This window comes from Pseudomonas sp. MWU13-2100 (assembly GCF_023242365.1).
In the GTDB taxonomy this organism is placed as follows: Bacteria; Pseudomonadota; Gammaproteobacteria; order Pseudomonadales; family Pseudomonadaceae; genus Aquipseudomonas.
On the sequence record NZ_JALLIX010000011.1, the window covers coordinates 104892 to 118083 of the forward strand.

Annotated in this window: 12 protein-coding genes; 4 read left to right on the plus strand and 8 right to left on the minus strand. The window is 60.8% G+C overall.

What is annotated here, in order from left to right:
• Window positions 1–159: 159 nt before the first annotated feature.
• Window positions 160–804: a sigma-70 family RNA polymerase sigma factor gene (locus tag M5B99_RS10365; RefSeq protein WP_248803942.1), complete on the plus strand. Its 645-nt coding sequence runs from the start codon at window positions 160–162 to the stop codon at window positions 802–804.
• The gene (locus tag M5B99_RS10370) at window positions 801–1475 is read left to right on the plus strand and encodes an anti-sigma factor domain-containing protein (RefSeq protein WP_248803943.1); all 675 of its coding nucleotides are present in this window, start codon (window positions 801–803) and stop codon (window positions 1473–1475) included. The genes M5B99_RS10365 and M5B99_RS10370 overlap by 4 nt, the downstream gene beginning before the upstream one ends.
• Before the next feature lie 33 nt (window positions 1476–1508).
• Here M5B99_RS10370 and M5B99_RS10375 read toward each other — a convergent pair whose 3' ends face one another.
• A complete protein-coding gene (locus M5B99_RS10375) occupies window positions 1509–2168 on the minus strand; it encodes an AAA family ATPase (protein WP_248803944.1) in 660 nt (219 codons plus the stop codon).
• Window positions 2168–2512, minus strand: coding sequence for a type II toxin-antitoxin system Phd/YefM family antitoxin (locus M5B99_RS10380; RefSeq protein ID WP_191489568.1), 345 nt, complete (start codon window positions 2510–2512; stop codon window positions 2168–2170). Before M5B99_RS10380 ends, M5B99_RS10375 begins: the two co-directional genes overlap by 1 nt.
• A 188-nt stretch (window positions 2513–2700) precedes the next feature.
• On the opposite strand from M5B99_RS10380, the gene M5B99_RS10385 reads away from it, so the two are divergent.
• Both M5B99_RS10385 and M5B99_RS10390 read left to right on the plus strand, forming a co-directional pair.
• The gene (locus tag M5B99_RS10385; RefSeq protein ID WP_248803945.1) at window positions 2701–3750 is read left to right on the plus strand and encodes an RHS repeat-associated core domain-containing protein; all 1050 of its coding nucleotides are present in this window, start codon (window positions 2701–2703) and stop codon (window positions 3748–3750) included.
• 148 nt (window positions 3751–3898) lie between these two features.
• Window positions 3899–5005 (plus strand): RHS repeat-associated core domain-containing protein, encoded by a 1107-nt coding sequence (locus M5B99_RS10390; RefSeq protein ID WP_248803946.1) that lies wholly within the window; start codon window positions 3899–3901, stop codon window positions 5003–5005.
• A gap of 169 nt (window positions 5006–5174) precedes the next feature.
• Here the strand turns inward: M5B99_RS10390 and fdhA are convergent, their stop codons facing one another.
• The 6 genes from fdhA to M5B99_RS10420 all read right to left on the minus strand — a co-directional run bounded on the left by fdhA (window position 5175) and on the right by M5B99_RS10420 (window position 13176).
• The gene (gene fdhA / locus M5B99_RS10395) at window positions 5175–6374 is read right to left on the minus strand and encodes a formaldehyde dehydrogenase, glutathione-independent (RefSeq protein ID WP_248803947.1); all 1200 of its coding nucleotides are present in this window, start codon (window positions 6372–6374) and stop codon (window positions 5175–5177) included.
• 346 nt (window positions 6375–6720) lie between these two features.
• The gene (gene purU / locus M5B99_RS10400; RefSeq protein WP_248803948.1) at window positions 6721–7578 is read right to left on the minus strand and encodes a formyltetrahydrofolate deformylase; all 858 of its coding nucleotides are present in this window, start codon (window positions 7576–7578) and stop codon (window positions 6721–6723) included.
• Window positions 7579–7811: 233 nt separating this feature from the next.
• Window positions 7812–8444, minus strand: coding sequence for a sarcosine oxidase subunit gamma (locus tag M5B99_RS10405; protein ID WP_248795263.1), 633 nt, complete (start codon window positions 8442–8444; stop codon window positions 7812–7814).
• 123 nt (window positions 8445–8567) lie between these two features.
• Window positions 8568–11585: a sarcosine oxidase subunit alpha gene (locus M5B99_RS10410; protein ID WP_248803949.1), complete on the minus strand. Its 3018-nt coding sequence runs from the start codon at window positions 11583–11585 to the stop codon at window positions 8568–8570.
• On the minus strand, window positions 11582–11911 hold the full coding sequence (locus M5B99_RS10415) for a sarcosine oxidase subunit delta (RefSeq protein WP_100938567.1): 330 nt from the start codon (window positions 11909–11911) through the stop codon (window positions 11582–11584). The genes M5B99_RS10410 and M5B99_RS10415 overlap by 4 nt, the downstream gene beginning before the upstream one ends.
• Before the next feature lie 14 nt (window positions 11912–11925).
• Entirely contained in the window at window positions 11926–13176 is a 1251-nt protein-coding gene (locus M5B99_RS10420; protein ID WP_100938568.1) for a sarcosine oxidase subunit beta, read from the minus strand.
• Between the last annotated feature and the right edge of the window lie 16 nt (window positions 13177–13192).

Consider the following 13192-nt stretch of genomic DNA (forward strand, 5'->3'; position numbering starts at 1 on the left):
TGCTGGCGATGGCGGTCAACGGTAACGCGGGGTGCCTGAAACACCACGGAGCCCTTGGGTTCATCGCCAGCAAGCCGGCTCCTGCAGGGACCTTATTGAGCGTCGTTGCGGGTCCATGGCCAAGATCTCCGCAAGATCGGCCAGCCCGTGAGGCCCCCCATGAATGGAACAACCGCGTGCCGTGAACTACCCTCAGCCGGCAACGAGCGCAAAGCGCGGCCCATTCATCGTTTTGTGACGGTCTGGAGAACACCCATTTCCACCGCCGACGCCGATCAACTCAGGCAGCTGTTGGCCCAGTGCTCACTGGGCAACCGCCGCGCATTCGAGACGCTGTATCGTAGCGTCGCTCCACGCCTGCACGGTGTAGCCCTGCGTTGCCTGGGCCGCGCCGACCTGGCCGAGGAAGTCCTCCAGGAAAGTTTCGTGCGCATCTGGAACAACGCTTCGCGCTACGAGGCGCACCTTTCGGCGCCGATGACCTGGATGGTCAATATCACCCGCAACCTGGCCATCGACCAGTTGCGCCGGCTTCGCGAGGTGCCCCTGGTCGATGGCCAGGAAGACAGCCTGGCCGACGACAGCCCGTCGGCCCACGAACTGCTCGACAGCGCCCGCGAGGCCAGTGCCCTGAACCGCTGCCTGGAGACCCTGGAAGGCATGCAACGCCAGTCGATCACCTTGGCCTACTTCCACGGACTGTCCTACGCGGAGCTGGCCGAACAACTGCCCGCGCCCCTGGGCTCGGTCAAATCCTGGATACGCCGCGGCATGGAACGCCTGCGCAGGTGCCTTGAATCATGAACTACCAGAATCCCCGCCTGCGCCGCGCCCTGGCCGCCGACTATGCCATTGGCGTGATGTCCAAGGCCGCGCGCCGACGCTTCGAAGCGCTGATGCGCGATGACGCCAAACTGCGTGCCCAGGTCGCCGAGTGGCAGGAAAACCTGATGACCCTGACCGAGTCGGTGGCCGATCAGCCGGTGCCGGATCGCGTCTGGCAAGGTGTCGTCGCAAGGATCGATCCGCAACGCTTGCACCTGCCCGAGAAGCGGCCGTTCTGGAACGGATTACGCATTCTCGCGGCGGCCTGCTCGCTGGTGCTGGTGGTGGCCCTGGGCGTGTTCTATCACCATGATCCGGTGAACGCCAGCGCGACCCTGCTCAGCGGCACACAAACCCCGGCATTGCGGATCAAGGCCCATGCCGACTACCTGCAAGTGGAACCGCTGAGCCTGGCGGCGGTGCAAGCCGACCGCAGTCTGGAACTGTGGGTGATTCCGGTGGACGGCAAGCCGGTGTCCCTGGGACTGGTACCAAAAGAAGGCAAGGGGCGGGTCGAGTTGAGCGAAGCGCATAAGGCGTTGCTCGGCACCTCGGTGGTGCTGGCGGTCAGCCTTGAGCCAACGGGCGGCTCACCGACTGGGCAACCGACCGGACCGGTGTTGTATCAAGGGCCGCTGGCGGCGCTTTGAAGCCAAAAGCCATGTGGTCCTTGCAGGATCTGACTATTCCGGAAGGTATTCAATAGCGGCCTGCACCAGTGGCCGCGCCCATTGTGGTGTGCCCTGCAAGGCAGCGGCATCTTCCGGATCCGGGAAAACGATTTGTCCAGCCACCATCTCCAGAATCAGCACGGGGTCTGGAATATCCTCACCCGGTGCGGCGTCGGCGCTGTTATCGAACACTTGCAAGTGCGCCAACAGCGGCATCAGAGCGACCAGATTCGCTCGAGAGGATACCCAACGCTCGCGAATCTTCTTTTGCGCAATATCGTGACCACCAACGGACACGCGAAAACGTACCCGTTGCAGATGCTGCTCCGCGGACGACAATCCGCAAAATAGCATCACCACGTCATGAGTCCGAGCGGCCTGAGCCAGCAAACGCGCAATCGTGTTACCACCCAGTGTGGTTTCGAACGCGTAGTTACACCCCTGGAGCAGCGCGGTTTCCAGCCGGGAGCGACCGTGCTCCCAAGCCAGGGCATTGGCCTGAACAGGCTCAATGCCCTGCGAGCCGACCAACTCACGCGCAAAGCTATCCGGGTTGAACCAATCCAGCCCGTGTTCAGCCAGAAGCGCACCACCTACCGAGCTTTTACCGGCGCCGTTGACGCCCGCCAAGACGAAAATGTACGGACGTTCGCTGGGTATTACTTCACTCATCAGTAAGAGGATCCAGCCTTGGGTCGCTTGCCCAGCTTGCCCTTGGCCGCCAGCAGCGAACGCACGCCAGCGGCAGATTCAGGCTGTTGCAGAACCTCCAGGCGGGCGTCGAAACGTTGGGTCAACTCCTCCAGGGCCGATTGCTCCCGGGCCTTGTAGGCTTGTACTTCGGCGATCAGTTGCTGGTAGGTCTCGGCGGCCAGCAGCACCATTTCCACGGTCGAGTGGTTGGTCACGGCCACAGTGCCGGACTGATGGACCAGACGGACAACGTCGGCCCACTTGTTCTTCACCTGGGAGGCATTCTGGCGGGGCAGATCAAGCAGGTCAGGCAAGGCAATCATGGCAGGTGCTCGCAGGCTGGGATGGCCTGTTCACTATAACAACACCGCAGCAATCTGGCTATTTTTGCCATATTTGGCTTTTTTGCAAGGTCTGTCGTGACCTGCGAAAGCCTGATACTTCTGCCAGTAGGCAAGTTTCGGGAGTAAGCAGAAACTGTCTCTGAATAGTCGCCCTGAAGGCCCGCCCCATGCCCTCGCCACGCGATGCCCTGCTGATCCAGTACCGCTACGATCCGCTGGACCGGCTAATGGCCCGCACACCGGCCAATTTGCCAATCCATCAGCGGTTCTACCAGAAAGACCACCTGGCCACCGAGATCCAAGGTGCGCTCGCTCATTCGATCTTCCAGCAAGAAGACCTGCTGCTGGCTCAACAGCAGCGTCAAGGTGCAACAACCGAAACCACCCTGCTGGCTACCGATCAGCAACGTTCTGTCCTGCATATCCTGGATAAGGCACAACGCCAGGCCCTCGCGTATAGCCCCTATGGTCATCACACGCCGACAAACGGATTGCTGAGTGTGCTGGGATTCAAGGGTGAACGAGTGGATCCGGTGACCGGACATTATTTGTTGGGTAATGGCTATCGAGCGTTTAATCCAGTATTGATGCGATTTAACAGCCCTGACAGCTGGAGTCCATTCGGGGCGAGCGGATTTAACTCATATACCTATTGCAAAGGAGATTCGGTAAATCGGATCGACCCCGGAGGACACATATCTTTTCTCGGCCTAATAAAGCTCAAAATCATCACCCGTCGCTGGAGTAAAATAGCCTCACTGCGCGCCAGCCTCTCTCTTGAAAACACACCCACCCTCGCCTTTCAAAGCATCATAAAACACCTTAAGGGAGATGATCTTGTAGCGCTGTCCCTGACCTCTAAAAAGATAAAAACAATAGTACATACAAACATCAAACCAATAAACCTACTTAAGCGCTCAACTGAAAGCGACTACACAAACAACCTCAGAAAAATATCTTTAGGTCAAAAAAAAGGTTACCTGCCCAGCCAAGTCATTGGGAATGACGATCTTCACAAAACGGCCATTAGAGTGCCAGGCACCGACACGGAACCGGGGAGAAGCCACCTTCAAAATCAATACAAAAATGCTCGCATCAACAGACAGCAAAAATTAATAAGACAAGAAGAATTCAGAAGAAAACAACTAAACACACAGCGCAATCGCGAAATCTACGGTGAAGATTACGCGTCAGATAGCAGTTATGACAGCGATTGATATCAACGATGGTGATGCAAGCCATAATGCCCCTGGTGACTCGGCGGGGGGGGGGGAGCAAGAACCTGATAGTTCTGTCAGTAGGCAAATCCTGAGTCTGCGCAGAAACTAGGCCAAGAGACCCCGGGCCGCTCCGATACCTACCGCCATGTCATCACCACAAACCCTGCTGATCCAGTACCGCTACGATCCACTTGACCGGCTGGTGGCCTGCACACCGGCCAATTTGCCAATCCATCAGCGTTTCTACCAGAAAGACCGCCTGGCCACCGAGATCCAAGGTGCGCTCGCTCATTCGATCTTCCAGCAAGAAGACCTGCTGCTGGCTCAACAACAACGCCAAGGTGTAACAACCGACACCATCCTACTGGCGACCGATCAGCAACGTTCCGTCCTGCACGCCCAGGACAAGGCCCAGCGCCAAGCCATGGCCTATAACCCCTACGGTCATCGTGCGCCGACAAACGGATTGCTGAGTGTGCTGGGGTTCAACGGTGAAAAGGCGGATCCGATAACCGGGCATTATCTTTTGGGTAATGGCTATCGGGCGTTCAATCCGATATTGATGCGATTTAACAGCCCCGACAACTGGAGTCCGTTTGGACGGGCGGGGATTAACCCATATACCTATTGCCAAGCCGACCCAGTCAACCGAAGCGATCCGAGCGGGCATATCGTATCGTTACTGATAAAGAAAGCGACGCATCTCATCAGTCATTCAAAAGCGCCGTACATCAATCGCCTTGTCACTGGGGCTATTAAAGCCTCACCGCCACCCCTCTTGGCTACTGGAGCAACGGCGGCCTCCTCGAATGGCCGCTCAAGCATTGTAACGGACTTTCTCTCTCTTACTAAAAAATCGCTTTTTGAGCACACAGGCACACCAACAGCCAGCCCCTCCTCTGGCAGACAGATCATTCAGCAAGAGCTGAATACGCTTTACTCGTCCGAGGGCATTTCCAATGCCTTTACCAAGCGACTGAAGAAAGTAAACGAAAATTTGATAAGCCATGGAGATAACACACTCTCTCTTGAGCATGGGCAATACTATGTCAATCTTGCACAACAAGTAGAAAGCGGGACAATTTCCAATACAACCGCACACTTGGAGTCGGCAAAAAAATGGGTAGAAACTCGCGGAGTTCCTGGCAAGGTGGGCGCGACGTTCAATCTGCTAGCCGCTGCGTTTTCGGGAGTTAACGATCATCGAATGAGAACCCTCGGCGCCAGTGCGATCCGCAGCAGTCAACCGTAATGGAGAACGCATGACTCCCCCAGTCATATCAATTGGCGACGCTACCGGGTAGGCAGGCCACGTTTGCCGGGGGCTGCCGACACTCGATTATCAACAACAGCGATGCAAGCCATACCGCCGCCATCGAAAAGGGCGACCGAAGTCGCCCTTTCCCCGTCTTGCCCTTTACTTACGCCGCACTGAACAGCTTGTGCGGGTCAATCACGAATTTCTTCGGCACGCCCGCATCGAACTCGCCGTAACCGCGCGGCGCGTCGTCCAGGCTGATTACTTCTACGCCGACGATATCGGCAATCTTGATCCGATCCCACATGATCGCCTGCATCAGCTGGCGGTTGTACTTCATCACCGGAGTCTGGCCGGTGTGGAAGCTGTGGGACTTGGCCCAACCCAAACCAAAGCGGATGCTCAGGCTGCCGATTTTCGCGGCGGCGTCCACCGCACCCGGGTCTTCGGTCACGTACAGGCCCGGAATACCGATCTTGCCAGCAACGCGGACCACGCCCATCAACGAGTTGAGCACGGTGGCCGGAGCCTCGTGCTTCACGCCTTCATGACCGTGACCACGGGCTTCGAAGCCCACGGCATCGACGGCGCAGTCGACTTCAGGTTCGCCCAACAGCGCGGCGATCTGTTCGTGCAACGGGGTGTCCTTGGACAGGTCGGCGATTTCAAAGCCCTGGGCCTTGGCATGGGCCAGGCGGATCGGGTTGACGTCACCGATGATCACCACCGCCGCGCCCAGCAGGCGTGCCGAAGCCGCCGCCGCAAGGCCGACCGGACCGGCACCGGCAATGTACACGCTGCTCCCCGGGCCAACACCCGCGGTGACCGCGCCGTGGTAGCCGGTTGGCAGGATGTCGGAGAGGCAGGTCAGGTCGCGGATTTTCTCCATGGCCTTGTCGCGATCCGGCAGTTTCAGCAGGTTGAAGTCAGCGTACGGCACCATCACGTACTCTGCCTGGCCGCCGGTCCAGTCGCCCATGTCGACATAACCGTAGGCACCGCCGGCACGGGCCGGGTTGACGGTCAGGCAGACGCCGGTGTGTTGCTCCTTGCAGGAACGGCAGCGCCCGCAAGCCACGTTGAACGGTACCGAGACCAGGTCGCCGAGTTTCAGGTTCTCGACATCGCGGCCCTTCTCGATCACTTCGCCGGTGATTTCATGACCCAGGACCAGGCCGGTCTGGGCGGTGGTACGGCCACGGACCATGTGTTGGTCCGAACCACAGATGTTGGTGGAGACGACGCGCAAGATGACACCGTGTTCGATCTTCTTGCCACGCGGGTCCTGCATTTTCGGATAGTCGATTTTTTGCACCTCGACCTTGCCATTGCCGAGATACACCACACCACGATTGCCAGACATGCTTTCACCTCGCTGTTGTTTTTATGTAGCAACACGTTGCCAGGGGGCAGCGCGTAGATTGCTCGGGTTATTGCCTGTGGTTGTTGCGTTGTTTTTACGGGCTCCATCGCCGGTAAGCCGGCTCCTACAGGGGTGTTGCGTCACGGCAGGCACCGCGCCCACTGCGGGAGATTGCTCGGGTTACTGCTTGTGATTGTTGCGTTGTTCTTGCGGACCTCTTCGCGGGCAAGCTCCGCTCCCACAGGTCCCGAGTCGTATGTACTTTCTGAGTACGACACAAACCTAATGTGGGAGCGGAGCTTGTCGGATCGCCGCACCGCCGCGAAGGTCGTAAAACGACCACCTTTTAAAGCACTACTGTTCGGTTGGCGTTCAGAAAAACCCGCCGTTCAATGTGATAACCCACCGCCCGCGCCAACGTCAGCCCTTCGATATCGCGGCCCTTGGCGATCAGGTCCTCGGGGTAGTGACTGTGGTCCACCACCTCGACGCCCTGGGCGATGATCGGACCTTCGTCCAGGTCGTTGTTGATGTAGTGCGCAGTAGCCCCCACCAGTTTCACGCCCTTGTTGTAGGCCTGGTGATAAGGTTTGGCGCCCTTGAAACCGGGCAGCAACGAGTGGTGGATATTGATCGCCTTGCCGTCGAGCTTGCGGCACAGCTCGGGTGAGAGCACCTGCATGTAGCGGGCAAGGATCACCAGCTCCGCGCCGGACTCCTCGATCACCTGCCAGACCTGGCGCTCCTGGCCCGGCTTGTCGTTCGGGTCCAACGGAAAATGGTAGTAGGGAATCTGGTGCCAGTCCGCCAGGGGCTTGAGGTCCGGGTGGTTGGAGACCACGGCGGCCACGTCCATGGACAATTGGCCGATACGCTGGCGATAGAGCAGGTCGTTGAGGCAGTGATCGGCCTTGGAGACCATGATCACCACTTTCGGCCGGTAGTTCGGCGCGGTCAGTTCGAACACCATGCCGAAGGACTCACCGCGCAGGGCCAGGCCGGCGCGGAAGGCCAGCTCGTCGAAACCGTCAGGCTGGCGGAACTCCACGCGAATGAAGAAGCGCGACGAGAGGCGGTCATCGAACGAGTGGTGTTCGGTGACGTAGCAGCCCTGCTCGAACAGGTAGCGGGTCACCGCATCCACCGTGCCGAGCACGCTGGGGCAGTCGGCGGTCAAAATCCATGTATCGGGGGCGCGGCTCATGCGGTGACTCCTGTTCTTGAATACCTGCACGCCAACCGGCGCAATACAAAACCTGTGGCGAACCTAGTTACTTTGGCGAGGGGGCTTGCCCCCGTTCGGTTGCGAAGCAGCCGTAAAACCGGTAATCGCGCAGTGTCAGACAAACCGCGCCGTCCGGGTCTGGGGCTGCTTCGCAGCCCAGCAGGGGCAAGCCCCCTCGCCACATTGAGTCCACCGAACACGTTGAATCTGTATCAGGCCTGGACGCTAAGGCCGTATTCGGCCGCCGCATCCTGCAACCACAGCCACCAGTAATCCGAGAAGCTGCGACGGATCACCAGCTCCCAGGTGTCTTCGGCGGTATGGCGGATCATCAGCTGCGACTTGGCGAACACCGTGCCGACAGCCTTGCCCACCGGGAAGTTGTCCGGGTGCACGTCGTAGCTGGTGGATTTCATCAGCACCTGGCGCACGTTCGGGCCGCTCAGCTCCAGCAGTTGCTGGCCACCGCTGACATTGACGATGGCGATATGCAGGTCGCCCAGGGCTTCGCGCAACGCCTTCTCGGCCGCGAACTCTTCGCCGCTCGGGACGATCAGCAACCACTCGTCGGGGCCGAGCCATTGCAGGCTGGTCTCGCCCTTGGCCACCACGGTCAGCGCCACCGGCAGTTCCAGGCCGAGGGCCTTGTGCACGCCGGCGGCGAAGGCCGCGTCATGGCCGTCACCACGAATGGTCAGGTGGCCGAGCAATTTCTTTTCCCGCACGGTCACACCGGCGTTCTTGCGGCCTTTACCCACCAGGCTGGCGAGGTCGGCATGGTGCAACGACGACTCGGCCTTGGCCCCGGAAGTCGGGCGTTGTTGGTAAACGTTGGCTGTGGTCATGTGAAACACCTGTGTTGAATGCTGTCTTTGCGGTGGGTCAGTGCCTGACTCCACCTCATGAACAACCGTGGCCCTGTGTGGGAGCGGAGCTTGTCGGATCGCCGCTCCCACTGGACTACGGCGTCAGATGTTCTGGCGGTCCCCTTTAGGATCGAAGAACACCGAAGAAACGATTTCCGCCTCGATCACGCTGCCATCGGCCAGCGGTGCGAACACCCGCTCGCCCATGCGCTTCAGCCCGCCCTTGACCACCGCCATGGCAAACGAATAGCCAAGGGAGTTGTGGGCATAGCTGGAGGTCACGTGACCGACCATCTTCATCGGGATCGTCTGCTTGGTGTCGAACACCAGCTGCGCACCTTCCGGCAGCCACTTGGTCGGATCGATCGGCTTGAGCCCGACCAACTGCTTGCGCTCCTCGCGCACGCAGTCTTCACGGTTCATCCCGCGCCAGCCGATCCACGAGAACGGCTTGGTCCGGCCCACACACCAACCCATGTTCAGGTCGTCCGGGGTCATCGAGCCGTCAGTGTCCTGGCCGACGATGATGAAGCCCTTCTCGGCCCGCAACACGTGCATGGTCTCGGTGCCGTACGGGGTCAGGTTGTACTGCTTGCCCGCCTCGACGATCTTTTCCAGCACACCCATGGCGTAGTCGGCCTGGACGTTGACCTCATAGGACAGCTCGCCGGTAAAGGAGATCCGGAACACCCGCGCCGGCACACCGCCGACCAGGCCTTCTTTCCAGGTCATGAACGGGAACGCGTCCTTGTCCAGGTCGATGTCGGTGACGGCGCTGAGCAGCTTGCGGCTGTTCGGCCCGGACAGGGTCATGGTCGCCCAGTGATCGGTCACGGAGGTGAAGTACACCTTCATGTTCGGCCATTCGGTCTGGTGGTACAGCTCCAGCCACTGCAGGACGCGAGCCGCGCCGCCGGTGGTGGTGGTCATCAGGAAGTGGTTGTCGGCCAGACAGGCGGTGACGCCGTCGTCGAAGACCATGCCGTCTTCCTTGCACATCAGGCCGTAGCGGGCCTTGCCCACATCGAGCTTGGTCCAGGCGTTGGTGTAGATGCGGTTGAGGAATTCACGGGCGTCCGGGCCCTGGATATCGATCTTGCCCAGGGTCGAGGCGTCGAGCAGGCCGACGCTGTCGCGCACGGCCTTGCACTCACGCTTGACCGCCGTATGCAGGTCTTCGCCGTTGCGCGGGAAGTACCACGGACGCTTCCACTGGCCGACATCTTCGAACTTGGCGCCCTGCTTCACATGCCAGGCCTGCAAGGCGGTATAGCGCACCGGCTCGAAGATATGCCCGCAGTGCCGGCCGGCGACCGCGCCGAAGGTCACCGGCGTGTAGTTCGGGCGGAACATGGTGGTGCCCATCTGCGGGATGGTCACGTTCAGCGAACGGGCGGCGATGGCCAGGCCGTTGACGTTGCCCAGCTTGCCCTGGTCGGTACCGAAGCCCAGCGCGGTGTAGCGTTTGACGTGTTCGACCGACTCGAAGCCCTCGCGGGTCGCCAGTTCGATGGCGGCGGCGGTGACGTCGTTCTGCAGGTCGACGAATTGCTTCGGCGCCCGGGCGGTGGCTTTTTCATGGGGCACCTGGAACAGCGCCAGGGTCGGCTCTTCCAGACGCGACAGGGCTTTGGGCAGCACGCCTTCGACCGCCTTGAAACCGGCTTCGCTGGCGGCGCGAACGCCTCCTTCAAAACCGTCGGCCAAGGCATCGCCCAGACCGTAGACACCGTTGATGCCACCGACGCACACGCGTTTCTGCGGTGCTTCGCCCGGCACGAAACCGAGGATATCTTCGCGCCAGGTCGGCTTGCCGCCCAGGTGCGAGGCCAGGTGGACCACCGGGCTGTAACCGCCGGAGCTGGCCACCAGGTCGCACTCCAGCCATTCGCCGGGGCTGGTGACTTTATGCGCCTTGACGTCGATGGCGGCGACGCGCGCCGCGGTCACGTGCTTGCTGCCACGGGCTTCGATCACCGCACTGCCAGTGAGGATGCGAATCCCCTTGGCTCGTGCTTCTTCCACCAGCGCACCGCGTGGGTTGCTGCGGGCATCGGCGATGGCCACCACTTGCAGGCTGGCATCGTGCCAGTCCAGGGCAACGCGGTAGGCGTGATCGTTGTTGGTGCTCAGCACCAGCTTCTTGCCCGGGGCCACGCCGTAACGGCGGACGTAGGTCGAAACGGCACCGGCGAGCATGTTGCCCGGCACGTCGTTGTTGCCGTAGACCAGCGGACGCTCATGGGTACCGGTGGCCAGGACCACGCGCTTGGCGCGGACCCGATGGATACGCTGGCGTACCCGGCCGATCGGCGCACGGTCACCGAGGTGATCGGTGAGGCGCTCGTGAATGGTCAGGAAGTTGTGGTCGTGGTAGCCGTTGACGGTGGCCCGTGGCAACAGCAGCACGTCCGGCAGACCTTTCAATTCGGCGATGACACTGGCGACCCACTCGGCCGCCGGCTTGCCGTCGAGGCTTTCGCGGGAATCGAGCAGGCTGCCGCCGAACTCTTCCTGTTCATCGGCCAGGATCACCCGGGCACCACTGCGCGCGGCGGCCAGTGCGGCGGCCAGACCGGCAGGGCCGGCACCGACGATCAGCACGTCGCAGTGCTGGTTCATGTAGTCGTAGGTATCCGGATCGTTCTCGGTCGGCGAGCGACCAAGACCGGCGGCCTTACGGATGTACTTCTCGTAGGTCATCCAGAACGACTGCGGATACATGAAGGTCTTGTAGTAGAAACCCGGCGGCATCAGCTTGCCGCCGACCTTGCCAAGAATCCCCATCATGTCGTTGTTGACGCTCGGCCAGCCGTTGGTGCTGGTGGCGACCAGGCCCTGATACAGCGCTTGCTGGGTAGCCCGCACGTTGGGAATCTGGGTCGCTTCGGTGGCGCCGAGCTGCAGCACCGCGTTCGGCTCTTCGGCACCGGCGGCGAAGATCCCCCGCGGACGGGAGTACTTGAAGCTGCGGCCGACGATATCCACCCCGTTGGCGAGCAACGCGGCGGCCAGGGTGTCGCCTTCGAAGCCCTTGTAGATCTGGCCGTTGAAGGTGAAGCTCAAGACTTTGTTGCGGTCGATCCGACCACCGTTGGACAGGCGATTGACCTGGCTCATACCTTCTCTCCCACAGCCGCGCCGGGCACTTTCGAACTGTCCGCTTTAGCGGTGAATTGCGGCTTCTCGCCAATCTTGTAGCTTTCGAGAATCTCGTAGGTGACGGTGTCGCGGGTCACGTTGAAATACTGCCGGCAACCGGCAACGTGGTCCCACAGCTCGTGGTGCAGGCCGCGCGGGTTGTCGCGGAAGAACATGTAGTCGCCCCACTGCTCGTCGGTGCAGGTGCCCGGGTCCAATGGACGCGGGATATGCGCCTGGCCGGAAGCGTGGAATTCCTCTTCGGAGCGCAGCTCGCCGCAATGAGGACAGAAGATATGCAACATAGGGATTTCTCCTGTTAGTGGGCGACCGCAGCAGCACCGTGTTCGTCGATCAACGCACCGTTGTGGAAACGGTCGATGGAGAAGGGAGCGGCCAACGGGTGCATTTCACCCTTGGCCAGGCTCGCGGCAAACACGTTGCCCGAGCCGGGGGTAGCCTTGAAGCCGCCGGTGCCCCAACCGCAGTTGAAGAACATGTTCGGCACCGGGGTTTTCGAAATGATCGGGCAAGCGTCCGGGGTGGTGTCGACGATGCCGCCCCACTGGCGGTTCATGCGCACGCGGGACAACACCGGGAACATCTCGACGATGGCCTGGATGGTGTGCTCGATCACCGGGTACGAACCACGCTGGCCGTAGCCGTTGTAGCCGTCGATACCGGCACCGATCACCAGGTCGCCCTTGTCGGACTGGCTGATGTAACCGTGCACGGCGTTGGACATGATCACGCTGTCGATGATCGGCTTGATCGGCTCGGACACCAGCGCTTGCAGCGGGTGCGACTCGATCGGCAGGCGGAAGCCGGCCAGTTTGGCCATGTGCCCGGAGTTACCGGCGGTGACCACGCCGACGCGCTTGGCGCCGATAAAGCCCTTGTTGGTTTCGACACCGATGCACACGCCGTTTTCCTTGCGGAAACCGATCACTTCGGTCTGCTGGATCAGGTCCACGCCGAGGGCGTCGGCCGCACGGGCGAAGCCCCAGGCCACGGCATCGTGACGGGCCACGCCGCCACGCCGCTGGACGGTGGCGCCCATCACCGGGTAACGGGCGTTCTTCGAGCAGTCCAGGTACGGAATCTCGTCCGCCACCTGCTGGGCGTTGAGCAGTTCGCCGTCGACGCCATTGAGGCGGTTGGCGCTGACCCGACGCTCCGAATCACGGATGTCCTGCAGGGTGTGGCAGAGGTTGTAGACACCACGCTGGGAGAACATCACGTTGTAGTTCAGGTCCTGGGACAGGCCTTCCCACAATTTCATCGCGTGTTCGTACAGGTGCGCCGACTCGTCCCACAAGTAGTTGGAACGCACGATGGTGGTGTTACGGGCGGTGTTGCCGCCGCCCAGCCAGCCCTTCTCGACCACGGCGACGTTGGTGATGCCGTGCTCCTTGGCCAGGTAGTAGGCGGTCGCCAGGCCGTGCCCGCCACCGCCGACGATGACCACGTCATAGACCTTTTTCGGGGTCGGCGTGCGCCACATTTTCTGCCAGTTTTCGTGATGGCTGAGAGAGTGCTTGAAGAGGCCGAAGCCCGAATAGCGTTGCATAGTCATTTACTCCAAA

Coding starts and splice junctions, on each gene's coding strand:
- M5B99_RS10380 (WP_191489568.1), bottom strand. CDS start 2,512: ATGATTGCCTTGCCTGACCTGCTTGATCTGCCCCGCCAGAATGCCTCC.
- M5B99_RS10385 (WP_248803945.1), top strand. CDS start 2,701: ATGCCCTCGCCACGCGATGCCCTGCTGATCCAGTACCGCTACGATCCG.
- fdhA (WP_248803947.1), bottom strand. CDS start 6,374: ATGTCTGGCAATCGTGGTGTGGTGTATCTCGGCAATGGCAAGGTCGAG.
- M5B99_RS10370 (WP_248803943.1), top strand. CDS start 801: ATGAACTACCAGAATCCCCGCCTGCGCCGCGCCCTGGCCGCCGACTAT.
- M5B99_RS10365 (WP_248803942.1), top strand. CDS start 160: ATGAATGGAACAACCGCGTGCCGTGAACTACCCTCAGCCGGCAACGAG.
- M5B99_RS10375 (WP_248803944.1), bottom strand. CDS start 2,168: ATGAGTGAAGTAATACCCAGCGAACGTCCGTACATTTTCGTCTTGGCG.
- M5B99_RS10420 (WP_100938568.1), bottom strand. CDS start 13,176: ATGCAACGCTATTCGGGCTTCGGCCTCTTCAAGCACTCTCTCAGCCAT.
- M5B99_RS10410 (WP_248803949.1), bottom strand. CDS start 11,585: ATGAGCCAGGTCAATCGCCTGTCCAACGGTGGTCGGATCGACCGCAAC.
- M5B99_RS10390 (WP_248803946.1), top strand. CDS start 3,899: ATGTCATCACCACAAACCCTGCTGATCCAGTACCGCTACGATCCACTT.
- purU (WP_248803948.1), bottom strand. CDS start 7,578: ATGAGCCGCGCCCCCGATACATGGATTTTGACCGCCGACTGCCCCAGC.
- M5B99_RS10405 (WP_248795263.1), bottom strand. CDS start 8,444: ATGACCACAGCCAACGTTTACCAACAACGCCCGACTTCCGGGGCCAAG.
- M5B99_RS10415 (WP_100938567.1), bottom strand. CDS start 11,911: ATGTTGCATATCTTCTGTCCTCATTGCGGCGAGCTGCGCTCCGAAGAG.